Consider the following 26,418-nt stretch of genomic DNA (forward strand, 5'->3'; position numbering starts at 1 on the left):
CTATATTAGCTTTTGGCGATATCCCTGATGATTTGTATCAAACGGTGTCCGTGCGTGGGCAGTGACACCACGTTTGATTGCAGCAAATCTGAAGGAGATACACATGCGCAAATCTTGGACCTGGGTGAAGTGGGGCGTTTTGGCCAGTTCGGTCTGGTTGACCGGCTGCGGCACCATCAGCACGATGGGCAAGCTCGAGACAGGCGCTGCTGCAGAGGCTGGTCGCATGTGGGACCGCTGGGTTGATGGCAATGGCGACATCGCAGTGGCCACCACCTGGGAGCGCAAAGTCAAGGCCGGTGTGACCGCCAATGAAGTTGAGCAAGTGCTCAAGCAAGTGGCCACCGAGCGCAACATGAAAGACGTGGGCACCTTGCCTTTGTCGAAAGAGCTGGAAGCACGCACCGGCCAAAAACAAAAACTGCTGACGGTGTACTCGTTCTGCACCCCTACCACCGCTCGCCGCATGGTGGACTTCAGCCCGCACATGGCCGCGTATTTGCCTTGCCGAATTTCCTTGGTGGAGAAAGAAGACGGCCTGTGGATGTACACCCTCAACATGGACATGATGGTCAAGATGGGGCGTCAGTTGCCATCCCCCCTGAAGGAAGAGGCCCGCGCTGTGCGCGACACCATCTGGGAAATGATGGAGCGTGGCTCCAAGGGCGAGTTCTGATTTAAAAACACGAGGAGACAAAACATGAAAACGACACACACACTGCGCGCAACGGTTACTGCATCGGCTCTGCTGTTGGCTTCTTTGTCGGCACATGCCACCAACGGCATGTTGATGGAGGGCTATGGCCCGCAATCGCTGGCCATGGGCGGCGCTGCCACGGCGTTTGACAATGGCACGGCGGCCATGATGAACAACCCCGCTACTTTGCAATTGGGGGCCAATGGTTCTCGCCTGGATGTGGCGTTGGGTGTTTTGGGACCCAACGTCAAATCCAGCATGACCGGCATGCCGACGGCATCGTCCAGCGGAACTTCTTATGTCATGCCCGCCATGGGCTGGGTTCGCAAAGACGACCGCATGACCTGGGGTGTGGGTGTTTTTGGTCAAGGTGGGATGGGTACTGAATACGGCGCTGACACGTTCTTGGCCATGCAAAGCGGCAAGGACGTGCGTTCCGAGTTGGCAGTGGGGCGCGTGATTTTCCCGGTGGCCTTGAAGGTCAATGAGCAGTTGAATATTGGCGCCTCTCTCGACTATTCATGGGCCAGCTTGGACATGAAGATGGCCGCCAGTGGTGCACAGTTGGGTGGCATGGTCACGGGTGGTTCGGGCAATATTGCTATGGCTGCCCCAATGCTGGCTGGAGCTCCTTGGGCACGTATTGATTTCAGTAATTCCAATAAATACACGGGTGCAGCCAAAGGCGCTGGTTGGACTGGTAAGTTAGGACTGGTCTTTCAAGCAAGCAAAGATCTGTCACTGGGCGTGAGTCATCATCTCAAGACCAGCCTCAGTGACATGACGACAGCGGCGACCGGTGCTAGCATGAGTGCGCCGGACATGGGGCAAGGGGCTTTTTCCGATACCGGAAAAATTTCGGTGATCAACTTCCAGATGCCGGCATCCACCACAGTGGGCCTGGCATGGCAAGCCAGCCCCAAGTTGTTGGTGGCAGCAGATGTCAAGCGCCTCGGTTGGTCAAGTGTGATGAAGGGTTTTTCCATGCGCTACGACAGCGCCACCATGGGGGGCAATGTCAACTTCACCATGCCTCAAAACTGGAAAGACCAAACGGTTGTGGCCTTGGGTGGTGCCTACCAATTGGATGACGTCTGGACCTTGCGTGCGGGCTACAACCATGCATCGAACCCCATTCCTGACGGCACCGTCAATCCCTTGTTTCCGGCGATTGTGAAGAACCACTACACCGCAGGTTTTGGCTACAAGCTCAGCAAGTCGGTCAGCGTGGATGCTGCGATGTCCCATGCGCCGACTGTGACGGTCGTCAATTCATCGGGGCAGATGCCTTTGACCATCAGCCACAGCCAGACCAACTATCAGATGTTGCTGAGCTACCGCTATTGAGTCCGCAGGTGCAACTGATCAGGGTTTATCCTGATCAGTTGCTGTTGCCCCTGTAATCCCTGGTTCAGATTCATCATTTATCGTATATATTCGCACATCCGAATATACGAACTTAATGGCAAGCAGTGCATGAGCGATGAGGTTGATGAGGTTTTCGACAAGGCGGCAGAGTTGTTTGCCGTACTGTCCACGCCGATTCGTCTGCGCATCATCAGCCAGCTGTGTCAGGGTGAGAAAAATGTCGGGCAATTGCTCGAGAGCATTGATGTGGCGCAACCCAATATGTCCCAACATCTGAACATCATGTACAGATCAGGCGTTTTGGGTAAACGTCGCCAAGGTGCTCAAATGTTTTATCGGATTGCAGACGAGACAGCTGTGGTGGTTTGCCGTGCGGTGTGTACACAAGTCGCCACCGACGTGGCCGTGAATTGACAACTCAAAACGAGGAGTTTGTGTGAAAGAAGACAACATCAACTCAGGGAGGGTGCAAAAAGCACCGGAGAACTTCCTGACCCAAACTGGCATCAAAGAGGTTTATGCCGAAGGCAAAAAAGGCCGCCGCGATTTCATTCGCAACGCTTTTGCAGCGGCGGCTGCCGGTGCAGCTGCCCCCATGGCCATGGCCCAGGGCAACCCTGTGCCGACTGAAGGCGGCGACCCCAACATCTTGAACTTGCCTGAGCATGCGACCAATCTGGGGCAGGGCGTGGCGGTTGAAGGTTACGGCAAGCCTTCCAAATTTGAAGCCAACTTGCAACGTCGTCAGAGCCCGGGTCTGACACAGACCACGCAGGCCTCGGTGTCGTTTGCACCCTTGCAATCCTTGTTCGGTATCGTGACACCCAGTGGCTTGCATTTCGAGCGTCACCACCAAGGCTGGTGGGACATCGATCCGTCCAAGCACCGCTTCATGATCAACGGCATGGTCAAAAAGAACATGGTGTTCACCATGGACGAGATCATGCGTTTGCCATCGGTGTCGCGCTTTCACTTCATCGAATGCGGTGCCAACACCGCTGTCGATTGGGGCAATGTGGCTGTCCCCACGGTGCAATACACCCACGGCATGTTGTCGTGCAGCGAGTTCACGGGCGTACCCTTGATCACTCTTTTGGAATTGGCTGGTGCTGACTTGAAAAACGGCAAGTTCATTCTGGCCGAAGGCGGAGATGGCTCGTCCATGACGCGCACCATCCCGATGAGCTTGATCACTTCTGGCGAAGTTCTGGTGGCTTATGGGCAGAACGGTGAAATGCTGCGCCCGGAAAATGGCTACCCCTTGCGCTTGGTCGTGCCGGGCGTGCAGGGCGTGAGCTGGGTCAAGTACCTGCGCCGCATTGAAGTGGGCGACAAGCCTTACGCCGCCAAAGACGAAGCGATTCACTACATCGATTTGCAGCCCGGTGGCTTGCACCGTCAGTACACCAACATCCAGGAAGTCAAGAGCGTTGTGACCACGCCCTCTGGCGGCCAGGTTTTGCTGGACAAGGGTTTTTACAACATCACTGGCCTGGCCTGGTCGGGCAAAGGCAAGATCAAGCGTGTGGACGTGTCCACAGACGGCGGTCGAAACTGGCGTCAGGCACGTCTGGAAACGCCAGTGCTCTCCAAAGCTTTGACGCGTTTCAATCTGGACTGGGTCTGGGATGGCAAGCCCGCCATCATCCAAAGCCGTGCTCAAGACGAAACAGGTCATGTGCAACCCACATACCAGCAGTTGCGCGGTGTTCGCGGAACGCGCTCGATTTATCACAACAACGCCATCCAGTCGTGGTTGGTTCAGGAAAACGGTGAGGTGAAAAATGTCCAGGTTTCGTAATGCCGTTTTGACTGCCGCCTTGCTGGCGGTGGCAGGTTTGGCTTCTGCGCAAGCGACCAAATATCCTGGTGTGGGTCGTGATGCCACGCCCAAAGAAGTCGCCAAGTGGGACATTGATGTGCGTCCGGACTTCAAAGGATTGCCTGCAGGTTCGGGTTCTGTGGCCAAAGGCCAAGACGTGTGGGAAAGCAAATGCGCCCACTGCCACGGCGTGTTCGGTGAGTCTGGTGAGGTGTTCAGTCCGCTGATTGGTGGCACCACCGCCGAAGACGTCAAGACAGGCCGCGTGGCCAATTTGAATCGCTCGGACTATCCAGGCCGCACCACCATCATGAAGGTGGCGACGGTGTCGACTTTGTGGGACTACATCAACCGCGCCATGCCATGGACCGCTCCGAAGTCTTTGACGACAGAAGAAGTCTATGCGGTGACGGCGTTCTTGTTGAACTTGGGCAATGTGGTGCCTGATGACTTCGTGCTGTCGGACAAAAACATCGCTGACGTGCAAAACCGCATGCCCAATCGCAACGGCATGACGACCCAGCACGCCATGTGGCCCGGCAAGGAATTTGGTGGCGTTAAAAAGCCAGATACCGATAACAAAATCTGCATGAAAGATTGCACGCCTGAGCCCAAATTGGCGTCCTTCTTGCCCGACTTCGCCCGCAACGCGCACGGTAACCTCGCGGAACAAAACCGCCTGGTGGGCCAGCAGCACGGGGTGGACACCACCAAGCCAGAAGCCAAGGCCGGCATGCCTGTTGTTGCAGCCCCTGTTGCGGCAGCGCCAGCCAAGCCAGAAAACGCCGAGGCCAAAGCAGCCATCGCCTTGCTGAACAAATACAGTTGTACCGCTTGCCATGGTGTAGACAAGAAAGTGGTTGGCCCAGGCTTCAATGAGATTGCCAAGAAGCACTCAGGCAAGATTGACTATTTGGTTGGCAAAATCAAGGCCGGTGGTTCGGGTGTCTGGGGTTCTATCCCGATGCCCCAACAGACTCTGCCTGATGCAGACGCCAAGAAAATTGCCGAATGGATTTCCAAGGGGGCCAGCAAGTAATGCGGGATACTCCCGTAGTGTTGCTGAACCAATTTCACTAGCATCATTCAATCATCAAGGAGATTTCAGATGCAAACTCGTCGCGAGACACTCAAGCAAAGTGCTGTTGTTGCCGGCTTGCTGGCGTCGGCTGGCTTTCCTCAGTTCGCCCACGCTGCTTTCAACAAAGCCGGCTTTGATGCCAAATCCGTTCAGGATGCAGCCAAGGCCTATGGCGCTGCCAGCCTGGCCGAAAGCAAGGATGTGACCATCACCGGTCCGGACATCGCTGAAAACGGAGCCGTGGTGCCCTTGGGTGCCAGCACTACTTTGGCTGGCGTCAAACAATTGTTGATCCTGGTCGAAAAGAACCCTGCAGCTTTGGTGGCCATGTTCCACGTGAGCGATGCTGTTGAAGCCAACTTTGCGACCCGCGCCAAGATGGGCCAGTCGTCTGACGTTTACGCTGTGGCCATCATGGCCGACGGCAAGGCTTTCTTCGCCAAGAAGGAAGTCAAAGTCACTTTGGGCGGTTGCGGCGGTTAATCGCTCAATTGCTTTTCAACAGAATCATTGAAAGATTAGGAGAAAAAAATGGCAGATCCAATGCGCATTCGTGCCCAAGCCTCCGGCGACAAAGCCACTGTCCGTGTTCTCATGAGCCACGAGATGGAATCCGGTCAGCGCAAAGACGCCGCCGGCAAACTGGTCCCCGCTTGGTATATCCAGGAAGTCACCGCCACTTTGAACGGCAAGCAAGTGCTGGCCGCTGAATGGGGCCCAGCCGTGTCCAAGAACCCCTTCATGCAATTTGCCATCAAGGGTGCCAAGGCGGGCGACAAAGTCGCTGTGACTTGGAAAGACAACAAGGGCGATACCCGCACAGACGAAGCGACTGTGTCCTGATAGCATTCGCGTGCTCAAAGGGGTGAAGTTTTCTGGGCTTCACCCTTTTTTCGTTTCAAGAATTTCAACAGAGGTGACAATGATAAAAGCATCAACACTCTCCATTGCAGCGGCTTTGGCCCTTTGCATGGTGCCGGCCATGGCCCAGAAAACCGCCAGCCAAGGCATTGACGAATACCGTGCCATGCTGCAAGACGGCAACCCCGCTGAGCTTTTTGAGGCCAAAGGTGAAGACCTCTGGAAAAAAGTTCGCGGTCCCAAAAACGCTTCTCTTGAAAAGTGCGACCTGGGCAAAGGCCCTGGCGTGGTCAAAGGGGCTTTCGTTGAGTTGCCCCGCTACTTTGCAGACACCCAGAAGATGCAAGACCTCGAGTCGCGTTTGGTGACCTGCATGGAAACCCTGCAAGGCTTCAATGCCGCCGAAATTTCAAAGACTGCATTTGGTCGTGGCGAGATGGCCAATGTCACGGCCTTGGCCACCTGGATCTCGGCCGAGTCCAAGGGCCTGCGATTCAATTTGTCACAAGCTCACCCGCAAGAAAAAATCTTCTATGAAGTGGGCAAGCGCCTGTTCTTTCAGCGCGGTGGTCCTCATGACTTCTCATGCGCATCCTGCCATGGCGAAGAAGGCAAGCGCATTCGCTTGCAAGACTTGCCCATGCTGACCAAGAACCCGGGTGACGGCGTCGGCTTTGCCGCTTGGCCCGCCTACCGTGTGTCGAATGGTCAAATGTGGAGCATGCAATTGCGCTTGAACGACTGCTACCGCCAGCAGCGCTTTCCCTACCCCGGCTTTGCCAGCGATGCGACCGTTGCCTTGGCTACCTACTTGGGCGTGAATGCCAAGGGCGCAGCCTCAGTTGCCCCGGCCATCAAGCGTTGAAACAGGAGACCTTCATGAACAAAAAGACCCAACTCGTTTTGGCCAGCGTGGCTGCCGCTTTGGTGGCCGCAGGTTGCGCATCCGGTCCTTCCTTGGCTGAGCTGAACACGTTGACAGACAAAATCGTGAAAGCTTCTTTCCGTGACCAAAGTCATGTGAAAGTCGAACGCATCACGGCCACCGACGAGACCAACCGCGCTTGCAGTGATGCCGATGTGGCGGGCAAGCCACTGGACGAAAAAACGGCCAAGGCCATTGAAGAGATGAATCTGAAAGCCATCAAGTGGCCCTCGGACGGCAAGTTCATCGGTGACTGGAAAGAGGGCGAAAAAATCGCCCAAAGCGGTCGCGGCCTGACCTGGACAGACAAAGCAGGCGACGTGAATGGTGGCAACTGCTACAACTGCCATCAGATCAGCAAGGAAGAGATTTCCTTCGGCACGATTGGGCCCAGCCTCTACAACTACGGCAAGATCCGTGGCGTGACCGACCCCAACAGCCCAGCCACCAAAGCCATCGTGGAATACACCTGGGGCAAGATCTGGAACGCCAAGGCCTACAACGCCTGTTCCAACATGCCTCGCGCAGGTCACATGGGCATCTTGGATGAGACACAGGTTCGCCACATTGTCGGCTTGTTGCTCGATACCAAATCACCCGTCAACCAGTGACGCCTTGAAAACCCGGCACGTCCGGGTTTTTTTGCTTCCAATACATCAGTGAGTGCAAATATGAACCTGACCAAACGCGAATTTATCCAAGTGATGGGCGCCGGCACCATGGCCGGCATGAGCATGGGCAAGTTTTCAGAAGCCAGTGCCACCACAGCAGCCAACGGCCTTTATGACATCCCCAAATTCGGCAATGTGTCTTTCTTGCACATGACCGATTGCCACGCGCAGCTCAAGCCCATTTATTTCCGTGAGCCCAGCATCAACATGGGCATTGGCTCCATGCAGGGCAATTTGCCGCATTTGGTGGGGGAGCACTTGCTCAAAGTGGCCAAGATCCGCCCTGGTTCAGCCGAGGCGCACGCGCTGACGTATCTGGACTACGAAAAAGCGGCCAACCGCTACGGCAAGGTCGGCGGTTTCGCGCACCTGGCCACGCTGGTCAAGCGCATGAAGGCCAGCCGTCCAGGCGCATTGTTGCTGGACGGTGGTGACACCTGGCAAGGTTCGGGCACCTGTTTGTGGACCAATGGTCAAGACATGGTCGACGCCTGCAAGTTGCTGGGCGTGGACGTCATGACCGGCCACTGGGAGTTCACGCTGGGCATGGAGCGTGTCAAAGAAATCGTCGAGAAAGACTTTGCGGGCAAGGTGGACTTTGTCGCGCAAAACATCAAGACCAACGACTTTGGCGATCCAGTCTTCAAGCCCTATGTGATCCGTGAGATCAACGGTGTGCCTTGCGCCATCATCGGCCAGGCTTTCCCTTACACGCCTATTGCCAACCCCCGCTACATGGTGGCCGACTGGGCCTTTGGCATCCAGGACGACAACATGCAAAAGATGGTGGACGAAGCCCGCGGCAAAGGTGCGCAGGTCGTCGTCGTCATCAGCCACAACGGCATGGACGTGGACCTGAAAATGGCCAGCCGCGTGAGCGGCATCGACGCCATCATGGGCGGTCACACACACGACGGCATGCCTGTGGCTACCCTGGTGTCCAACAAAGGCGGCAAAACCATCGTCACCAATGCAGGCTCCAATGGCAAGTTCCTGGGGGTGCTCGACTTCGATGTCAAAGACAAAAAGGTCAGCGATTTCCGCTACAAGCTGTTGCCCGTGTTCTCGAACATGCTGCCCGCCGACAAAGAGATGGACGCCCTGATCACCAAGATCCGCGCACCCTATGAAGCCAAGCTGTCCGAAAAGCTGGGCATCTCGGAAGGCTTGCTCTACCGCCGTGGCAACTTCAATGGCACGGGCGACCAATTGCTGGTCGATGCTTTGCTGGATGTGCAAGGGGCCGAGATCGCGTTCTCGCCAGGCTTTCGCTGGGGCACATCGCTCTTGCCGGGCCAGGCCATCACACGCGAGTGGCTGCTCGACATGACGGCCACCACTTACTCGTACGCCACCGTGACCGAGATGACCGGCGAGACCATCAAGACCGTCCTCGAAGACGTGTGCGACAACCTCTTCAACCCCGACCCTTACTACCAACAAGGTGGCGACATGGTGCGCGTGGGTGGCTTGAGCTACAGCTGCAATCCGCTGGGCAAGATGGGTACACGGATTGGCGACATGCGCCTGAATGGGCAATTGATCGACGCGGGCAAAAAATACAAGGTGGCCGGTTGGGCGCCCGTGGCCGAAGAAGCCCGCAACCAAGGCAACAAGCAAGTGTGGGAAGTCGTGGAGACTTGGCTCAAGACGCAGCCCGGTGGCCGTGTCAAGCCGCGCAAGCTCAATGCGCCCAAGATCACAGGTGGCTTGCCCAATCAGGGCTACGTGGCCTGATGGGGAGATGCAGGGAGTTGATCTGCAACCGGTTTGCAGATCAACTTGGCTTTGAAAGGTGATGACGCATGAAACGTAGACATATGTTGGCCGCCAGTGCTGTGTGCGCTGGGGTAGCACTTTGGCCAGAAGCCCGTTTGTTGGCGCAACAAGCACAGGACTTCATCGAAGGCCCGCCGGTCGGTGATATCCCAGCCAAGCAATTGTCAGCACATGTCTGGATGATCTTTTCGCCGGATGGTTTTCCCACCCCGGAAAACCGCGGCATGATGTCCAACGTCATCTTCGTGGTGACCTCGGCGGGCGTGGTCGTGATCGACTCAGGGGCATCGCTTCAAATCGGACAGATGGCCATCCGCATGATCCGAAAAGTGACCGATAAGCCGGTCGTTGCGGTGTTCAACAGCCACTATCACGGCGATCACTGGCTGGGTAACCACGCCTTTGTCAAAGCCTATGGCCAACAGTTGCCGATCTATGCCCTGCAAAGCACGATCGACAAGCTCAAGGGGGCAGAAGGCAACCTTTGGCGCGGCCTCATGGAACGGTGGACCAACCAGTCCACCTTGGGCACCGAAGTGGTCTTGCCCAACACAGCCGTCAAGCATGGCCAGGTGATCCAAATCGGTGATGTGACATTCCGCATGCACCATTACGGTAACGCCCACACGCCATCGGACCTGTGTGTGGAGGTGGTGCAAGACAAACTCACGGCCGTGGGCGACATCGCCATGGCCAACCGCATCGCCAACATGGACGAAGGCTCTTATCCGGGCACATTCAAGTACTACCAAGCCCTCACGGCGGCAACAGGCGATCAGCTCTGGGTGCCGGGCCATGGTCAAGGCAGTCAAGATTTGCTCAAGACCTATGGCGAGTTCATGGCGGGCATCTGGGAGCCTTGTCTGCAAGCGGTCAAGGACGGCAAGTCGGAGTCAGAGGCGCGCAGCATGGTGCTCAAAGACGTGCGTGTGACATCCCGTGCCAAGACCATGCAGGGCTTTGAAGGCAACATCGGCAAATACATCAGCCTGGCTTACCTGGAAGCAGAAAAAGAAGCGTTCTGATTTTTCATAAAAAAGGGGAGACAAATGGCAGATACGAATGGCATGACAGCAGGCAATTCCTGGTCCTTGCTTTGGTTCAGAAGCCGTGACGATGTCACGCCTTTCATCAACGACACCGCCGTGCGCATCCGTGCGGGCATCATGCTGGCCATTCCGATCTTCATGGCTTTCACGCTGTGGGACATCGTGTACGGCAGCCGCTGGATCGTGACTGGCGAGGTGATCAAAGACACCTTCGAGCTCGACTTTGACAACCGCATTCTTTACATGGTCGAGGCCGTGCGCAGAACCTATGACTACACCGTTCAGACATGGCTGCTGTTTTATGCCTTGTTTGAAATGCTGGCCGGCATGAGTGTCAAAACGGCTTATCTGTCGCCCACCATCTGGCTGTCCACATTTCTGGCCCGTCGTGCACGCCCCGTGTGGAAACCTTTGGCGCCCAAAAGATTTGCATGGACCATTGGCGCGTCCATGATCAGTGTTTGTTTGGTGTTTTTTCACCCCGAAAAATTCGCCGCGGCCATCAACTTCATCTTTCAATCTGCAGTGCTGCCAACGACCGAGCAATATTTGCCGCGCTGGTTGCCCTTGGTGATGGTCTGGGTGTGTTTGGGCTTCATGTGGTTAGAAGCGGTGCTTGGCTATTGCCTCGGCTGTGAAGTTCATGCCTTGCTGGTGAAGCTGGGCGTTTTTCAGGACGAGTGCGAAGCCTGCAACAACCTGGACTTCGGACCGCCGCGTTGATGCGATGCAACGCCAGCCCGATTGGCTGGCGTTATGGGCCCTGTTCAGCCCATGAAATTGCGCCAAGCCCCGATGTTGTGCACTTTGGCGTAACCGTTTTTCTTCAACACCAATTTGGCCATCCCGCTGCGACTGCCGCTGGCACAGCCCACCACCACTGGGCCTGTGCGCGGGACTTCAGCCAAACGAGAGCCCAATTCGTGGAGCGGAATGTTGATGGTGCCAGGCGCATTGCCCGAGGCAAACTCTGAGGCAGACCGCACATCCACCAAGGTGGCGCCTTCTTGTTTGAGTTGAGGCAACAAACGCATCACACGTCTGGCATTCCACCATTTGTAGCCCAGCCAAAGGGCCAGCGCCAACATGGGCCAATAGTTTTTCAACGCATCCATGGTCTTCTCCTGGGTTCAGGGTTGTGGGGCCACCAAGGGCCATCCTTTGGCTGCCCATTGGCTCATCCCGCCTTCTACATAGCGGATGTTTTGATAGCCGCGTTTTTTCAGTTCGGTGAGTGTGGCTTTCGAGCGATTTTGGGTGTTACAAATCAACAGGACAGGCTTGTCCGTCGTTTGTGGGATCAAGTTCAGTTTGCGCGAGAGCTCGCTCATGGGCAGCAGCACAGCACCCTGGGCTACACCTGTGCGGTGCTCGGGTGATTCGCGAATGTCGATCAGGGTGATCTTTCCCGCTTCGTGATCAGTGCGTGCTTGCTCCAGTGAAACTTTGTCCACATCGCTGGCCGATGAACACGCGGTGAGGACCGCCATCACAATAAGGAGAAGAAGTTTTTGCATCGCTGTATCAGTTCCTGTGGGATTAATATAAGCGATTGTAGATATATTGGGATTCTGTGTCGGGCCAGCGCAGCGCAATTGGCTTGAACTCTTTGAGCGATGTTTGACCCTCACAAGGAAGGAAAGCGATGAAAAAAAACGTCACAAGTCTGGCTCTGGGCTTCTTGGTCGTGATGCCTGGCATTTCCAACGCCATGTCTGCGCAAGAGAGCCGCTTGGCGGGACAGGCCATGCATTGCGCCGCCATCTTCAGCGTTTTGGCGCAAGCATTTTCAAATGATCCAGGCAAAGGCCCCAGGTTTTCCAAAGGCGTGGACGTGCTGACCGATGTCTATCTGAAAGAGCAGCCCTCGCCCAGCGATCCTGGCGTGCTGGCAGCAGCAGCGCAGCGCCGATCGGAGGCGGTGAAACAACTGCACGCAGCATGGCCCAGCCAAGCCGCCCCTTTGCGCGAAGACGGTGTCATGTGCGGTGCGTGGGTCGAAGGGTTTCTGGGGCAGGGGGATCGGTATCAATTCATCCCGGTCTACCCCAAGGTGGTGGCGCCCCATATCCGTGGGCAATACCAAACGCTGCTGGAAGAGGCCATGCGCCGCTGAAGCGACCAAAAAAAAGGCCAACCCGTGAAGGTTGGCCTTGATTCGCTTGGGACCCGCATGGTTGCTGGGTTTCCAAAGATGGTGCCCGGGGCCGGACTCGAACCGGCACGCCTTGCGGCGGGGGATTTTGAGTCCCCTGATTTATTTATTTTGCTATGTTGATTGGTGTGGATATAATCTATATAAATCAACAACTTACGCCGATATTTTGGACAAAGTTACAGCCGCAAATGTTGATTGGAATGCCCCTTTATTGAGGGGATCAGTCTGTAAACAGTCTGTAAAAGCTAAGAGGCAATCATGGCAAGACCCAGCAAAACAGCCGCAATTGACTACACCGCCGCCCACGACCTGACGCATGGCCTGCTGGAGCGTTCTGCCTGCCCTGATGGCGTGGGCTTCGTTTTGCTGAAAGACAGCGACAAGAAGGGCTTGCGCCTGCGCGTGACCAAAGCCGGGGGAAAACATTGGCAGTTTGAGACCCGCATCAAGGGCAAGCTGTTCACCCGTGCGCTGGGCGAGTGGCCCGCTGTGGGGTTGGATGTGGCAAGGAAAGAAGCTCACCGCTTGCGTGGATTGGCTGAGCAAGGCATCGACCCAAGGGCAGGCGAGGCGTTGGAGCGGTCGGCCAAAGAGCAAGCCAAGGCCGAAATAGAACGCGCCGCAAAATTCACCTTTGGGGCACTGATGGCCGATTACGCCAACGAATTGGAGCGCCAGGGCAAGACTTCGCACGCGAAAGTGCGGGGCATGGTCAAACTGCACCTAATGGATGGCGCCCCAAAGCTGGCCAACACTGCCGCCGCACTGGTGACCGCGGAACAGGTGGCTGACTTGCTGCGTGGTCTGCGTGAAGCCGGGAAAGAGCGCACCGCCGGAAAGCTGCGAAGTTACTGCCGCGCTGCCTTTGAGATGGCGCGCACATCCAAACTGAGCCTGCTGGTGCCCGTGCATTTCAAGAGCTACGGGGTTCAACACAATCCAGCCGCTGAAACCGTGGCCATCAAGCTGGTGCCCGACAAAAACCCGTTGATGCCCGTGCACCTGCGCCAGTACTGGCAAGCCATTGAACCTCTGCAAGGTGTTCGGGGGGCCGTGTTGCGACTTCATTTGTTGACAGGTGGCCAGCGCATCGAGCAACTGCGCCAGTTAGTCAGGCCCAACGTGGGCGAGGGCGCTATCACCCTGCTGGATGCCAAAGGGCGCACAGGCCGAGGCGCAAGGCCGCACACCATCCCGCTGCTGCCTTCCGCCCGGGAGGCCTTGAATACTTTGCTGGCACTGAACCCTGGCGAGTTCCCTTTGTCTGTGGATGGTGGCGCGTCACCCGTGAGCGCCAAAGCGATTGCGGATTGGGCCAAAGATGCCGCCACTGGACTGGAGTGGGTCCCGACCGACAAACCTGCGGGTCAGTTTCAGGCCAAGCGCATCCGTTCTGGCGTGGAGACTGCATTGGCCAGTCTGCGCGTCAGCCAAGAAATCCGGGGGCACTTGCTGAGCCATGGTGTGACAGGGGTGCAAGCGGCAAGCTATGACGGACATGATTACGCTCCGCAAAAGCTGGAAGCCTTGGAGACGCTGTACCGATTTCTCACAGAGGCCAGCGCCAGTGTGATTCAAATTTCGTCACGAATTGCTGATCAGTGATTTCGTTCTTTGAGGAAACTGCCTCAGCAGAATTATGCTTCCAGCTATGATGACTGCAGTGACGTTGCAGTCAGACTGGTTGCAACGGAATGGCTGCACTGATCACACGGGACAACAGACCATTAAGTAGCCACCGCCCCTTTTGATGGCCCTCTTAACCACAATTGCGAGATTTGCTACAACAGGGGCGAGTGGCGGTAAAGAGCCAGGAGCTGTAGATGAAAGCCAGTCTTGACGCAAAGCACTTTAATGAACTCCTTGCCTCAGTTGATGCAATCAATAATCAACTAGGTCGTCCTGAACTGATTGAATTAACAAAGGAGACTGGGGAGGTTGTCGACTACAGAGCTGGTCGTATCAAGCTGCAAGATTTGTCCGCAGCTGCTACTGAATGGGTAGCTTTGGACGCCCGAAATCAGCGGATCAGGGATGTACTTAACTATTCGAGCCTGGGCAGATGGCTTGAGCGTGAAACTTGGACCCCCAAAGAAGCATTAGCTATTTTGGCTGGAATTGATCCAGCTAGAAGTTCAATCAAATGGACCAGCCCACATTCCTCTGAAGCAAACGGAATATCTCCAATCATTGAAGCAGCCGGTTTTTTTGCAGATTGGACGACTACATTTTCTCTACCGCATACGCATGCTCCAGGACAGCCTAAGAGTATGCTGTTAACCGCAGTAGAAGACTCAAGAGAATGGGGTTTAGGAGATGAGGAACAGGAATTTTTAAGAAAAATCGAGTTGGATCAAGATTCTGCACTCGATCAGCTGGAAAGACTGAAACGGATGCAATTCAGTCTTCGCAAAGAGATGTTGCTGTGCATATCTCAACGCTGGTATTCATCAGTCCATGACACTGAAAGTAGGCAAAGTCCAAATTTTTTCATTCAATGGGCAGAAGCACTAGGGTTTGAAGCTGAGTGGTTCGGTTGGGCGAGCCAGGAAAGTTTGATGATCATGAACATCGCCTCGCAAGGACACACATCTTCATCGGTAGGCAGTAAGCCAAAAGTCCGAAGTGAAAAGCGCTGGACAGATGAGAGGCTTTTAGAGCTCCAAAATTATCGAGCAAAGCATACGGAGAAAAAGACGGCCGAGCACTTTGAAATCTCTGGAGCATTGGTGCGTCGTCTTCTAGCCCAATTTAGATCTCGGAATGAACCAGCCCCCAAAAGTGCGAGTCCTTTTTCAGGACTGGGTAAACGTCGCTAATAGACCGCAACCCCTTGCGTCTGTTGATTGAAAAGCCTTTCAGTACAAGGCTTTGGACGCCCGCAACGGGTTGCGGATTGACGCTCCCCCCGTATTGCGCCCCGATGATGAGGACCATCGCAACAAACAAATGCTCCGAAACATGGTCACCAATGAATCCAATCTCCAACCGCTGGATCAAGAATCTCGTTACGCGCTGCCCACTGCAGATGCCGCACTTCACCTCAACCGTAAGCCTCAAACCCTCCGGGGCTGGGCATGCAGCGAGAATGGGCCCTTGCGTCCTATCCGACTTAATGGACGTCTTGCTTGGCCGGTCTCTGAACTGAAGCGCTTGTTGGGGGTGGTATGAACGACTATGCATTGGCTCAGTTGACTGCTCACCACCTTCAGCCGCAGCAAGGGACGCGGGGATTGGACACGTCTGTACTGAACCTACAGCTTTTGAAGCCTACCGTCGACTTGCTTGAGGGAGTGGCAGTGCCCAATGTGACCGATCTGAGTCAAAAGTGTGGGCAGCTGGTATTGAATCATCTGTTGGGAATTCTTAATCCACAGGCCGTATCGGTTGCGCTGCCTGACGTCGATGGTGCAAAGCTGCGTGTGGACGATGCGTCCCTGACAGTGCATTTGCCTGAAGAGCTGGAGGAGAAAATCGATGAGCTGGCGGAATATCACGAACTGACCAAGAGTGATGTCATACGCAACAGCCTCTTGCTGTATGTGTACGGGCGCGTCCGATATGAGCTGTGGACTGCTGAAGGAAGCTGGCACCCCAAGCGCAAGGCAACGCAAGATATTTCGGTTGCATACGAGGCGGGTGAAATTAGGTTTTCCCATTGTCGGCCCTATCAAGGCGATGATTTGTCAATAAAAAAGTCTCCCCCTCGGGTACTCCCTGCGCGTCGAAGTGAGTTTATTCGCCAGCATGGAAAGGCTGGCGAAGGGACGCGAGTTCACATGCCTGCTTTGCTCAAGCAAAGGCTTGAGGAGGTGACTAAAGCACAAGGACTGAAAGCTGTGTCCGAGCACTGCCGGCGGACCCTGGCGCAATTGATCTAAACATTTCCGGGGAACATGTTTTTCTGAGGTGCAACTCCCAGATGATTCGTTCACTGCAAGCAGTTGGCTCTGCAGAAAGAACATCTACCTAAGGAGTTTCACATGAAATTTATCGCCCTTTGCTTGCTTGCTTTCTCGTTCGGAGCCTACGCTCAAACGTATGTCCAGCCTCACTTTCGTTCCAACGGGACGCTTGTGGAGGGGCACTATCGAGGAGGAGCTACAACCAGTACATACAGTGGCACTGGCTCCAGCAGCAGCTCCACCTCCACCTACGTACAGCCTCATGTCACAAACAGCGGTTCCTATGTTCAGGGATACCACCGGACGACCCCGGACAGTTCAACACTGAACAATTACGGCACCAGCGGCAACTTCAATCCCTATACAGGCTCTATCGGTACACGCAGTGGCTGTACCGAGTACGGATGCTGATTCTGCCTGAAGAATGACCGGGAGCTCACTCTTTTCGAGGTGATGCTGATTTCAACTGCCCCAGCCGTGTCCGCAGGGATTGGAGCAGTTGTTCCTGATCGGAGGCAGGCAACTCGCTTGCAGCCATGATGATCTCGGCCAAGCGGTCATCGTCACAGTACAGGTATCCAAGCGGTACGCCGAGTGCATGGGCGATGTCCCGGGCAGTCTTGATCGGTGGTTCGTGCACACCGCTTTCATAGCGACTCATGCGGGCACTGGACACCGTTTCATCGAGTCCTATCAGGACCCCCAACTTGTCTTGAGCAATACCCATGCGCAGCCTTGCCTGACGCAGTCGGCGTGCGAATACCGATGCGTTGGTGGATGGAGAAGGGCGCAGTTGACTCACCCTTCGAGTTTCGTAGATTTGAGTGTATCATGCTCTACGAATAACGTAGATTATGTAACCTAGGAGAATCAAATGAAGTCAATAAAGTCATGGTTGGGGGCTTTTACCTTGTCCTTTCTTGCTGCCTGCGGAGGAGGTGGTGGAGGTAGTTCGTCCTCAGGCGCTTCACAATCATCAGAGGGACTTTGGCAGGGGACGACCCGCCTAACGAACCTGCTCCCTATAGGCCAAGCGTTCTTCGCGCCATGAAACGGCTGCAAACCCAAAACCAGCTCCAGGATTTCCTGGACGCAGAGTTGAGCTGGCGCATCAAAGAAATATCCACTCTCAAAGCCGCGGTAAAGAGCTCCGTCTTCATCTCAGAACAAACTCTGGTGCGCGCGTCCGTCGCGCTTCTCTACGCGCATTGGGAAGGATTCATAAAATCCGCGGCAACGGGCTATGTAACTTATGTCAACAACCAGGGTCTCTGCTACTCGGAGTTGAAGACTTGCTTCGTAGTGCTCGGCTTCAAGAAAGCCTTATATGATGTCCAGCAATCGAAGCAGTCTCACGTTAACGCCACGCTCATTGACTTTCTTCGGGACGGTCTGGACGAAAAGTCAAAGTTGAAGATCGACACAGCCATCAACACGGAATCCAACCTTAGCGCATCGGTGTTCGAGAACATTCTTCACGCGGTGGGGTTCGAGACTGCGCCATACGAAGCGAAGACGCACTTCATCGACGAAAGCCTTTTGAAGCGCCGCAACACGATAGCCCACGGTGAATACATTGACGTGGCAAAGGAGGACTGGGCCAAACTGGCTGAGGAGGTCTTGCAAATGCTTAGGCAATTCAAGACCGATATTGAGAACGCCATGGCCCTTTCCGCCTTCAAGCGGCCGGTGGCGGCCTAGGCGGGTAAGCCGACCGGGTTCCGAAAGGCTTCGTATCGCAAAATGACACTCACGACATGCCAGGCGGGAGCTGCAGTTGTCACGTCTCTGCCGATTTGCTTAACTTCCGCTTCGCGATGCCGTTAACCGTAGTCGCTGGCATAAGTGAGCGGACAAGTCCACACGCGCCTAACCGGCCGTCTTAATGATGCGGCATGCCCGAATGGCAGAGATCTTTTGAGGGATGCGAAACGTATGTTCGCCGCTGGTTTGGATGAAGCGCTCAATGGTGTCCAGCTCATCATTAGTGAACTGGAAGTGTTGAAATCGCAGCATCGCGTTGAGCAGCATTAAGACGTTGCTCATTCCGAAAGTCCGCTGATCATCTTCGGGCAGGCCGAACATTGCAGCGTCCAGTGCCGCGCCGAGCAGCCCCACCTTCCAGAGCGCCATCACGATCAAATAGGCGACCCTCGCGTACCCCCGATCTTCGTGCAGCCGACTCAATAGCACGTTGGTATAGCGCTCGCGTTCATCGGACGTTTCAAGCCGGGAGTAAATGGTCAACAGAGCATCCAGGCTATCCGACCTGATCACGTTCTGCTCGGCGGTTTCCGAAATTTCTTGGTTCCGGGCAGTGTTCATCACCCAGCTATCGCCAGGTATCTGAAGATCCGAACGGCCGTCGTATGTCATGTAAAAGCTGCCAAAGCCGCCTCGTGATCTGTTGTTCTTCTCGTACCGAACCATCTCAGCCTGTAGCACGGCGGCCACGTCTTTCTCTATTGGGTCAGTGATGCTGTACAAGGCTTCTACGGGGATGGGATCATCAGACGGTTTCGCGTTCTTCACTCCCCAACAAAGCACGGCCACTCGCTGCTCATTTCCGTCTTCATCCTTGATTCCGAGCGTTACATCAAGGTCTCGTTCCCTTGATCCGCCCGGCTCCCCTCGAATCATCACCATTGCTTGGCCTGGGAGCGTTGTGCCGGGAGCGATGCGGTAATCTGACACCTGCGCAGTACCGTACATACGCCCGTGCTGCTGGCGAACCAATATGTCATCGTGTAGAACATCGCCCTTGATCTTTGGCTTGATGACTCTTACCCCGACGAGCCCAACAGGTGAAGAGCTCTGATTCTTCACAGCGAAGTTCGCGACTATCTGCGTGACCATCGACCCGTCAGCTTGCTTAGATACGCTCCAGTGGCACTGCTGCGCAATGGGCGTGAGATGAAAGGTCTTGCGCACTCGCGCTTCAGCCTGGAATGCCCTCCAAGCCCTTAATACGACTACGACCCACTTAAATATGGCAAGAACGCCGAACAGAACGAGACTGATGACCAGCCATGGTCGGTATTCCATCGGCAGCTCCGCGTTGGCGAGCGGGACGAAGAGCAAAACCGCAGCGGTTGTTGCAAAAGCGGAGAAGATCCATGCCGGTAGGTCTTTGACCGCCTCACTGAATTTTTGAAAGATCGTGGCTCCCTCTACGGGTGTCATGTAAGTGCTCCCTGCTTAGGTTCGGTACGTTACCACCGTGCGGTCATATTTCGACAAGCAACCGTCTACGTCCATACGCCACGTCTAGTTCGACTGATGTCTGCTAACGGGCAGCCTCGGCCTGTCATATGCTAGCAGCGATGGTCTACTCCCAGCCTTTAACGGCCCTACTGAACGAACATGCCGATGACAACTGCCTGGCAGATAGTGACTCGCCTCGGATTTTGAGGCGGCTTCAAACTTTGAGAAGATGGTTTCAGAACGTGGGTCTCCCACTTACTGCGAAGCGCAACTGCTTAATTCAGTGAGTTGTGGGGTCAAGAACATTGCAATACCTTGTACTCCAGTCTGTAAACAGTCTGTAAGAGCTTCAGACAAGAAAAAAGGCCAACCCGTGAAGGTTGGCCTTGATTCGCTTGGAACCCGCATGGTTGCTGGGTTTCCAAAGATGGTGCCCGGGGCCGGACTCGAACCGGCACGCCTTGCGGCGGGGGATTTTGAGTCCCCTGAGTCTACCAATTTCACCACCCGGGCAGGTATTTGTGAAGACGCAAATTATGGCACATTTTTCGGGTGCTTGGCTGCGCCCGGCTCAAAAAATCAGAACTTCATGCCCACACTCAACGTCGTCCCCTGGGTTCTGGTGCCCTGTTTGTCGTAAAAGTTGGTGTAGCTCAGCGAGCCATAGGTGGTCTTGTCAAAGTAATAGCTCAGTCCTGCGCCATAGGCCACGTCGTGGTCTGTGTCCGTGATGGAATAACTGCCGACTTGGCCGGTCGTCTTGTTTTCGACCACGCCCAGACGGCCAAACAGTTCCCAATCAGGCGACAGCATGACCTTAGGCTTGATGAAAAGACCATAGGCACGGTTCACCTTCAAGCTGGTGCCGGGAACCTCGGTGCCATTGAGGCTGATGGTGTCCGAATTCGCGTTGGTGCCCAACATCCCTTCTACCGCCAGATTGGGATGGAACTCATAACCTGCCACGATGCCGATCATGGTTGGCTGGGCTTTGAGGGTGTTGCCTTCCACGGTGCCTTTGACGGACAAGGGGGTGGCACCAATTTCGCCATACCACTGCGCCTGGGCCGCAGCCGCAGACAAAACCAGGGCAGCCATGCATGCTTGTTTGACTTTCATATCAACCTCTTTCTTTGGAAGTATTTCGAGCTGGCCACCTCACGCAGGTCACCAGTGCTTCGAAGATAAGAAAGCTTTGCCAGGGCTTCAGTGTGTTGCCGCACAGCGGGCACCCGACTTATGGCAAAGTACGGCCATGATTTATCCCACCATTGAAGACGCCATCGGCAAGACCCCCCTGGTTGCATTGCAACGTTTGGGAGCGGGTGACATGGGCCCCAAGGGCAATGTGATTTTGGGCAAGCTCGAAGGCAACAACCCCGCAGGCTCCGTGAAGGACCGTCCAGCTTTGTCGATGATTCGCCGGGCCGAAGAACGCGGCGAGATCAAGCCTGGCGACACCTTGATCGAGGCCACATCGGGCAACACCGGCATCGCGCTGGCCATGGCTGCGGCCATCAGGGGCTACCGCATGATTTTGATCATGCCCGAGGACCTGTCGATCGAACGCGCCCAGACCATGAAGGCCTTTGGCGCCGAGCTGATCCTCACGCCCAAGAGCGGCGGCATGGAGTACGCCCGTGATTTGGCCGACAACATGGCTGCGCAAGGCAAGGGCCGCATCCTGGACCAGTTTGCCAACCCCGACAACCCGCGCATCCATTACGAAACCACCGGCCCTGAAATCTGGGAGCAGACCGGCGGCAAGATCACCCATTTCGTGAGCGCCATGGGCACCACCGGCACGATCACCGGCGTGTCTCGCTATTTGAAAGAAAAGAACCCGGCCATCCGCATCATTGGCGCGCAGCCCAGCGAGGGCTCGCGCATTCCGGGCATCCGCAAGTGGCCGCAAGAATACCTGCCCAAAATTTACGATCCGGCGGGCGTGGACGAGCTGGTCTATGTCAGCCAAAGCGATGCCGAAGAAACCTGCCGACAAATGGCCCGTACCGAAGGCATCTTTGCGGGCATCTCGGCCGCAGGCGCTTGCTGGGTCGCCCAGGAGATTGCGAAAACCGTACAAAACGCCACCATTGTGTTCATCGTGTGCGATCGCGGTGATCGCTACTTGTCTACAGGCGTTTTTCCCGCCTGAACCCAGGATGAACCATGGCTGAATTTCGTTTTTGCCCTCAGTGTGCAACCCCTCTGTCTTGGCTGACCCAGATGGAAGACGGCGGCGAGGTCATGCGCCTGCGTTGCACCGCCTGCGACTTCACGCACTGGAACAATCCCACGCCCGTGCTGGCCGGCATTGTGCAGGTGGGCGATCAGATCTTGCTGGCCCGCAACGCGGCCTGGCCCGGTCGGCGCTTTGCCTTGATCACCGGTTTCATGGAAGCGGGCGAAACGCCCGAAGAAGGCATCACACGCGAGATTGCTGAAGAAACCAACTTGCAGGTTCAGTCGCTCAAGCTGATCGGTGTGTACGACTTCCAGCGCATGAACCAGGTGATCATTGCCTACCATGCCGTGGCCGAAGGCGAGGTGCGTTTGTCGCCCGAGTTGGCCGAGCACAAGATGTTTGATTTCAAGGATCTGATCTGCTGGCCCGCAGGCACCGGCTACGCTTTGGGCGACTGGCTGCGCACCATTGGCATCGAGCCCAAGTTCATGACATGGGAAGAGCGTGCCGCGCAAAGCCAAGAACAAAATCAGGACGCATGATGCAGATTGACAAAGAAATAGACACCAGCGGCCTGAACTGCCCCTTGCCCATTTTGAAGGCCAAGAAGGCCTTGAACGACATGACAACGGGTCAGGTGCTCAAGGTCATCGCGACCGATCCAGGTTCGTGGCGTGACTTTGAAGCCTTTGCCAGACAGACCGGCAACGAGTTGGTTCTGCAGGAGAAGACCGAGTCGGCGTTTGTGTTTGGGCTCAAACGCCGCTGAGTCTTTTCAAAGGCTCAGGCCTTTGAGGTATTCGCGAAAGGACGCGCCCACCTGTGGGTGCTGCAAAGCCAGCTCCACGGTCGCTTCCAAGAAGCCTTCCTTGCTGCCGCAGTCGTAACGCTTGCCTTCGTACTGGAAGGCGTAAACGGCTTCGCGTTGCATCAGGCGTGCGATCGCGTCGGTCAGCTGGATCTCGCCGCCCACGCCCGTGGGCTGGTTGCGGATCTCGTCAAAAATGCCTGGCGTCAGGATGTAGCGGCCCGCCACACCCATGCGTGAAGGCGCCTTGTCGGGGCTGGGTTTTTCCACGATCTGTTCGACGCGGATCAGTTGTTTGCCAGCCGACTCACCGGCCACGATGCCGTAGCGCTTGACCTGGTCGAGTGGCACTTCCTGCACGGCCAAGACCGACCGGCCTTGCTTGGTGTAAGCGTCCACCATTTGCGACAAAACGGAACTGCCTTGGTTGACCATCAGGTCATCGGCCAGCAGCACGGCAAAAGGCTCATTGCCCACCAAAGGCTCGGCACACAGCACCGCGTGGCCCAGGCCCAGCATACGGTTTTGGCGCACATAGGCACAGACCATGTCATCCGGTTGTACCGAGCGCACCAAGGCCAGCAACTCTTCCTTGTGCGCGGCTTCGAGTTCTGTCTCGAGCTCATAGGCCGTGTCGAAATGGTCTTCGATGGCGCGCTTGCTGCGGCCCGTCACAAAAATCATGTGGCGCACGCCCGCCGCATAAGCCTCTTCCACCGCGTACTGGATCAGCGGCTTGTCCACCACGGGCAGCATCTCTTTGGGCGCGGCTTTGGTGGCGGGCAAAAAGCGGGTGCCCAGGCCCGCGACGGGGAAGACGGCTTTGCGGATGACGTTGTGGCTCATGGTCTTTTCCTCTGACTTGACGGGGCGGTTCAGCCCAGACGTTGCAATTGCTGGCGGATTTTTTCAACGGTGGCGGTGAAGTCGGCCACGCGTTTTTTCTCTTGCTCGATGACCGCTGGCGGTGCCTTGGCCACAAAGGCTTCATTGCTCAGCTTGCCGTTGGCCTTGGTGATCTCGCCTTCCAGGCGCGTGGCCTCCTTGGTCAAGCGGATCTTTTCAGCCGCCACGTCCACTTCCATGAACAGGCACAGGCGCGCTTCACCCACCACGGCCACGGGCGCGGCTTGTGCGGCCGCAATCCACTCGGCTTCGGTCTCAAAGACTTTGACTTCACTGAGCTTGGCCAGCGATTGCAACACCGGCGCCACGCTTTGCATGAAGGCGGTGTCGCCCAACACATACATGGGCATGCGGGTGGCGGGCGAGACGTTCATCTCGCCGCGCAGGTTGCGGCAAGCGTCCACCAAGGTCTTGAGCTTGGCCACATGGGCTTCAGCGGCGGTGTCGATGCGCTCGGGCTGGCTCACGGGGTAGGCCGCGATGCTGACCGACTCGCCTGGGCGACCTGCCACCACCGACACTTTTTGCCAGAGCTCTTCGGTGATGAAGGGGATGATGGGGTGCGCCAGGCGCATGATGGTTTCGAGCGTGCGGATCAGGGTGCGGCGCGTGGCGCGTTTTTGCGCGTCGTCGCCGGTGTTGATTTGCACCTTGGCGATTTCGAGGTACCAGTCGCAGAACTCGTTCCAGACGAAGTCATAGATCGTGTTGGCCACGTTGTCCAGGCGGTACTCGGCAAAGCCCTTGGCCACGTCGGCCTCGACGCGTTGCAGCTGCGAGCTGATCCAGCGGTCGGCCTGGCTGAAGGCCAGGTAGCCGTGCACCGGGCCGCCCACTTCGCACTCGGCTTTGGTGTGCTCTTTCAGGCCGCAGTCCTGGCCTTCGCAGTTCATCAGCACAAAGCGGGTGGCGTTCCACAGCTTGTTGCAGAAGTTGCGGTAGCCCTCGCAGCGTTTGCTGTCAAAGTTGATGCTGCGGCCCAATGACGCGAGTGCTGCAAACGTAAAGCGCAAAGCGTCCGCGCCGTAGGCCGGAATGCCTTCGGGGAATTCTTTTTCGGTCTGCTTGCGCACCTTGGGCGCGGTTTCGGGCTTGCGCAGGCCTTGGGTGCGTTTGTCGAGCAAAGGCTCCAAGGTGATACCGTCGATCAGGTCGACGGGGTCCAGCACGTTGCCCTCGGACTTGCTCATCTTCTTGCCTTGCGCGTCGAGCACCAGGCCGTGGATGTAGACGTGTTTGAACGGCACTTTGCCCGTGAAGTGCGTGGTCATCATGATCATCCGGGCGACCCAGAAGAAGATGATGTCGTAGCCGGTCACCAACACGGAGGAAGGCAGGTACAGGTCGTAGTCGGGCGTCTTCTCGGGCCAGCCCATGGTGCTGAAAGGCACCAGTGCTGACGAGTACCAAGTGTCCAACACGTCTTCGTCACGCTTGAGGGTTTTGCCAGGGGCTTTGGCTTGTGCTTCCGCCTCATTGCGGGCCACATACACCTTGCCGTCTTCGTCGTACCACGCCGGGATCTGGTGGCCCCACCACAGCTGGCGCGAGATGCACCAGTCCTGGATGTTGTTCATCCATTGGTTGTAGGTGTTGACCCAGTTCTCGGGCACAAAGCTGACTTCGCCAGACTGCACCGCATCAATGGCTTTTTGCGCGATGCTCTTGCCGGTGGCATCGCCTTGGCCCACCTGGTTCATGGCCACGAACCACTGGTCGGTCAGCATGGGCTCGATCACCTGGCCGGTGCGGGCGCAACGCGGCACCATGAGCTTGTGCTTCTTCACTTCGACCAAAGCGCCTGCGGCTTCCAGATCCGCCACCACGGCCTTGCGGGCCACAAAGCGGTCCAGGCCCCGGTATTTTTCGGGTGCATTGTTGTTGATGGTTGCGTCCAGGTTCAGCACGCAAATCATCTCCAGTTTGTGGCGCTGGCCGACTTGGTAGTCGTTGGTGTCGTGCGCTGGCGTGACCTTGACCACGCCCGTGCCGAATGCTTTGTCCACGTAGTCGTCTGCGATCACCGGGATGGTGCGGCCACACAAAGGCAGGTTGACTTGCTTGCCGATCAGGGCGCTGTAGCGCTCGTCTTCGGGGTGCACCATCACGGCCACGTCGCCCAGCAGGGTTTCGGGGCGGGTGGTGGCGACGGTCAATGAACCGCTGCCATCGGCCAAGTCATAGCGAATGTGCCACATCGAGCCGTCTTCTTCTTCGCTCTCGACTTCGAGGTCCGACACCGCGCTCATCAGCACCGGGTCCCAGTTCACCAAGCGCTTGCCACGGTAAATCAGGCCTTGCTCGTACAACTGCACAAAGGTTTCGGTCACGGTCTTGGACAGCTTGGGGTCCATCGTGAAGTATTCGCGGCTCCAGTCCACGCTGTCGCCCATGCGGCGCATCTGGCTGGTGATGGTGCTGCCGGACTCTTCTTTCCACTCCCAGACCTTGGCCACAAAGTTTTTGCGGGCTTCGGCAGGTGTGGGGCCCATGTCGTGGCGGCTGATGCCTTTGGCCTGCAGCTGGCGCTCCACCACGATTTGCGTGGCAATGCCCGCGTGGTCGGTGCCCGGAATCCAGGCCGTGTTGTGGCCCAGCATACGGTGGTAGCGGGTCAACGAGTCCATGATGGTCTGGTTGAAGGCGTGGCCCATGTGCAGGGTGCCGGTCACGTTGGGTGGGGGCAGCTGAATGGCAAAGGCCGGTGCGCCATCTTTGGCGGCCTGGGTGCCACGGAAACCGGCCACGCCGTAACCGCGCTTTTCCCATTCGGGGCCCCAATGGGCTTCCAGGGCGGCGGGTTCAAACGATTTGGACAGGCTCTCAAGGCCGGGCTGTTGGACCGGGGTGGCGGGTGCGTTGCTCATGGGGATCTTTGAAAAAGAAGGTCGGCCGCTTCATGGCGGCCGATGGGGGCGACACAAGTCGAATGGCCATGATTTTAACTTTTGTAGCCCTCAGGTCTGCCCCGGGCGGCTTCTGGGCGGACAATCACG

The 26,418-nt window shown here is 56.4% G+C and carries 27 protein-coding genes and 1 tRNA gene; 20 read left to right on the forward strand and 8 right to left on the reverse strand.

Annotated elements, in window-relative coordinates; genetic code table 11:
* The first annotated feature begins 103 nt into the window (after positions 1-103).
* From B9Z43_RS11945 to B9Z43_RS12000, 12 genes are all read left to right on the forward strand, one after another.
* Positions 104-676, forward strand: a complete 573-nt coding sequence (locus B9Z43_RS11945) for a DUF302 domain-containing protein (protein ID WP_108325852.1) — start codon at positions 104-106, stop codon at positions 674-676.
* A gap of 24 nt (positions 677-700) precedes the next feature.
* Positions 701-2,044 carry an OmpP1/FadL family transporter gene (locus tag B9Z43_RS11950; protein ID WP_108325855.1) on the forward strand — a complete coding sequence of 448 codons (1,344 nt, stop codon included), beginning with the start codon at positions 701-703 and terminating at the stop codon, positions 2,042-2,044.
* Positions 2,045-2,173: 129 nt separating this feature from the next.
* Positions 2,174-2,479: a helix-turn-helix transcriptional regulator gene (locus B9Z43_RS11955; RefSeq protein ID WP_108325857.1), complete on the forward strand. Its 306-nt coding sequence runs from the start codon at positions 2,174-2,176 to the stop codon at positions 2,477-2,479.
* A gap of 22 nt (positions 2,480-2,501) precedes the next feature.
* Positions 2,502-3,866: a sulfite dehydrogenase gene (gene soxC / locus B9Z43_RS11960; protein WP_233250115.1), complete on the forward strand. Its 1,365-nt coding sequence runs from the start codon at positions 2,502-2,504 to the stop codon at positions 3,864-3,866.
* Positions 3,850-4,926, forward strand: a complete 1,077-nt coding sequence (locus tag B9Z43_RS11965) for a c-type cytochrome (RefSeq protein ID WP_108325860.1) — start codon at positions 3,850-3,852, stop codon at positions 4,924-4,926. Before soxC ends, B9Z43_RS11965 begins: the two co-directional genes overlap by 17 nt.
* A gap of 69 nt (positions 4,927-4,995) precedes the next feature.
* Positions 4,996-5,451, forward strand: a complete 456-nt coding sequence (gene soxY, locus B9Z43_RS11970; RefSeq protein WP_108325862.1) for a thiosulfate oxidation carrier protein SoxY — start codon at positions 4,996-4,998, stop codon at positions 5,449-5,451.
* Between the two features lie 48 nt (positions 5,452-5,499).
* Positions 5,500-5,811 carry a thiosulfate oxidation carrier complex protein SoxZ gene (soxZ, locus tag B9Z43_RS11975; RefSeq protein ID WP_199222305.1) on the forward strand — a complete coding sequence of 104 codons (312 nt, stop codon included), beginning with the start codon at positions 5,500-5,502 and terminating at the stop codon, positions 5,809-5,811.
* A 139-nt stretch (positions 5,812-5,950) separates the two neighbouring features.
* On the forward strand, positions 5,951-6,694 hold the full coding sequence (gene soxA, locus B9Z43_RS11980; protein ID WP_233250116.1) for a sulfur oxidation c-type cytochrome SoxA: 744 nt from the start codon (positions 5,951-5,953) through the stop codon (positions 6,692-6,694).
* A gap of 14 nt (positions 6,695-6,708) precedes the next feature.
* Complete coding sequence (gene soxX / locus B9Z43_RS11985; RefSeq protein ID WP_108325869.1) at positions 6,709-7,365, forward strand: sulfur oxidation c-type cytochrome SoxX; 657 nt, start codon at positions 6,709-6,711, stop codon at positions 7,363-7,365.
* 60 nt (positions 7,366-7,425) lie between these two features.
* Positions 7,426-9,162: a thiosulfohydrolase SoxB gene (gene soxB, locus B9Z43_RS11990; RefSeq protein WP_108325871.1), complete on the forward strand. Its 1,737-nt coding sequence runs from the start codon at positions 7,426-7,428 to the stop codon at positions 9,160-9,162.
* Between the two features lie 68 nt (positions 9,163-9,230).
* On the forward strand, positions 9,231-10,229 hold the full coding sequence (locus B9Z43_RS11995; protein ID WP_233250117.1) for an MBL fold metallo-hydrolase: 999 nt from the start codon (positions 9,231-9,233) through the stop codon (positions 10,227-10,229).
* Positions 10,230-10,253: 24 nt separating this feature from the next.
* Positions 10,254-10,976, forward strand: coding sequence for a DUF4395 family protein (locus tag B9Z43_RS12000; RefSeq protein ID WP_108325877.1), 723 nt, complete (start codon positions 10,254-10,256; stop codon positions 10,974-10,976).
* 44 nt (positions 10,977-11,020) lie between these two features.
* Here B9Z43_RS12000 and B9Z43_RS12005 read toward each other — a convergent pair whose 3' ends face one another.
* Both B9Z43_RS12005 and B9Z43_RS12010 read right to left on the reverse strand, forming a co-directional pair.
* On the reverse strand, positions 11,021-11,368 hold the full coding sequence (locus tag B9Z43_RS12005) for a rhodanese-like domain-containing protein (protein ID WP_108325879.1): 348 nt from the start codon (positions 11,366-11,368) through the stop codon (positions 11,021-11,023).
* A gap of 15 nt (positions 11,369-11,383) precedes the next feature.
* Positions 11,384-11,770: a rhodanese-like domain-containing protein gene (locus B9Z43_RS12010; RefSeq protein WP_233250118.1), complete on the reverse strand. Its 387-nt coding sequence runs from the start codon at positions 11,768-11,770 to the stop codon at positions 11,384-11,386.
* 128 nt (positions 11,771-11,898) lie between these two features.
* Here B9Z43_RS12010 and B9Z43_RS12015 point away from each other — a divergent pair, with 128 nt between their 5' ends.
* From B9Z43_RS12015 to B9Z43_RS12035, 4 genes are all read left to right on the forward strand, one after another.
* Positions 11,899-12,369 (forward strand): hypothetical protein, encoded by a 471-nt coding sequence (locus tag B9Z43_RS12015; RefSeq protein WP_108325883.1) that lies wholly within the window; start codon positions 11,899-11,901, stop codon positions 12,367-12,369.
* 300 nt (positions 12,370-12,669) lie between these two features.
* Positions 12,670-14,016, forward strand: coding sequence for an integrase family protein (locus B9Z43_RS12020; RefSeq protein ID WP_108325885.1), 1,347 nt, complete (start codon positions 12,670-12,672; stop codon positions 14,014-14,016).
* 218 nt (positions 14,017-14,234) lie between these two features.
* Complete coding sequence (locus tag B9Z43_RS17060) at positions 14,235-15,230, forward strand: hypothetical protein (protein ID WP_146186075.1); 996 nt, start codon at positions 14,235-14,237, stop codon at positions 15,228-15,230.
* 348 nt (positions 15,231-15,578) lie between these two features.
* Positions 15,579-16,292: a ribbon-helix-helix domain-containing protein gene (locus tag B9Z43_RS12035; RefSeq protein ID WP_108325889.1), complete on the forward strand. Its 714-nt coding sequence runs from the start codon at positions 15,579-15,581 to the stop codon at positions 16,290-16,292.
* 460 nt (positions 16,293-16,752) lie between these two features.
* On the opposite strand, the gene B9Z43_RS12040 is transcribed toward B9Z43_RS12035, so the two are convergent.
* Entirely contained in the window at positions 16,753-17,118 is a 366-nt protein-coding gene (locus B9Z43_RS12040) for a helix-turn-helix domain-containing protein (RefSeq protein WP_233253961.1), read from the reverse strand.
* 245 nt (positions 17,119-17,363) lie between these two features.
* On the opposite strand from B9Z43_RS12040, the gene B9Z43_RS12045 reads away from it, so the two are divergent.
* Positions 17,364-18,017 (forward strand): MAE_28990/MAE_18760 family HEPN-like nuclease, encoded by a 654-nt coding sequence (locus B9Z43_RS12045; RefSeq protein WP_108325893.1) that lies wholly within the window; start codon positions 17,364-17,366, stop codon positions 18,015-18,017.
* A 168-nt stretch (positions 18,018-18,185) separates the two neighbouring features.
* Here the strand turns inward: B9Z43_RS12045 and B9Z43_RS12050 are convergent, their stop codons facing one another.
* The 3 genes from B9Z43_RS12050 to B9Z43_RS12060 all read right to left on the reverse strand — a co-directional run bounded on the left by B9Z43_RS12050 (position 18,186) and on the right by B9Z43_RS12060 (position 20,639).
* On the reverse strand, positions 18,186-19,499 hold the full coding sequence (locus B9Z43_RS12050) for a hypothetical protein (protein ID WP_108325895.1): 1,314 nt from the start codon (positions 19,497-19,499) through the stop codon (positions 18,186-18,188).
* 449 nt (positions 19,500-19,948) lie between these two features.
* Positions 19,949-20,033, reverse strand: a tRNA-Leu gene (locus tag B9Z43_RS12055).
* 66 nt (positions 20,034-20,099) lie between these two features.
* Positions 20,100-20,639: an outer membrane beta-barrel protein gene (locus B9Z43_RS12060; RefSeq protein ID WP_108325897.1), complete on the reverse strand. Its 540-nt coding sequence runs from the start codon at positions 20,637-20,639 to the stop codon at positions 20,100-20,102.
* A gap of 136 nt (positions 20,640-20,775) precedes the next feature.
* Between B9Z43_RS12060 and cysM the strand changes: the two genes are divergently transcribed.
* Genes cysM through B9Z43_RS12075 form a run of 3 tightly spaced genes read left to right on the forward strand, consistent with a single transcriptional unit; the run spans position 20,776 to position 22,477 of the window.
* Positions 20,776-21,678, forward strand: coding sequence for a cysteine synthase CysM (cysM, locus tag B9Z43_RS12065; protein ID WP_108325899.1), 903 nt, complete (start codon positions 20,776-20,778; stop codon positions 21,676-21,678).
* A gap of 14 nt (positions 21,679-21,692) precedes the next feature.
* Positions 21,693-22,250, forward strand: coding sequence for an NUDIX domain-containing protein (locus tag B9Z43_RS12070; RefSeq protein WP_108325901.1), 558 nt, complete (start codon positions 21,693-21,695; stop codon positions 22,248-22,250).
* Entirely contained in the window at positions 22,250-22,477 is a 228-nt protein-coding gene (locus B9Z43_RS12075; protein WP_199222310.1) for a sulfurtransferase TusA family protein, read from the forward strand. Before B9Z43_RS12070 ends, B9Z43_RS12075 begins: the two co-directional genes overlap by 1 nt.
* A gap of 6 nt (positions 22,478-22,483) precedes the next feature.
* Here B9Z43_RS12075 and galU read toward each other — a convergent pair whose 3' ends face one another.
* Together galU and B9Z43_RS12085 are read right to left on the reverse strand one after the other, a co-directional pair.
* Positions 22,484-23,362 carry a UTP--glucose-1-phosphate uridylyltransferase GalU gene (gene galU / locus B9Z43_RS12080; RefSeq protein ID WP_108325905.1) on the reverse strand — a complete coding sequence of 293 codons (879 nt, stop codon included), beginning with the start codon at positions 23,360-23,362 and terminating at the stop codon, positions 22,484-22,486.
* 29 nt (positions 23,363-23,391) lie between these two features.
* Positions 23,392-26,289, reverse strand: coding sequence for a valine--tRNA ligase (locus B9Z43_RS12085; RefSeq protein WP_108325907.1), 2,898 nt, complete (start codon positions 26,287-26,289; stop codon positions 23,392-23,394).
* Positions 26,290-26,418 lie beyond the last annotated feature (129 nt).

The organism is Limnohabitans sp. MMS-10A-192, assembly GCF_003063335.1.
Taxonomy (GTDB): domain Bacteria; phylum Pseudomonadota; class Gammaproteobacteria; order Burkholderiales; family Burkholderiaceae_C; genus Limnohabitans_A.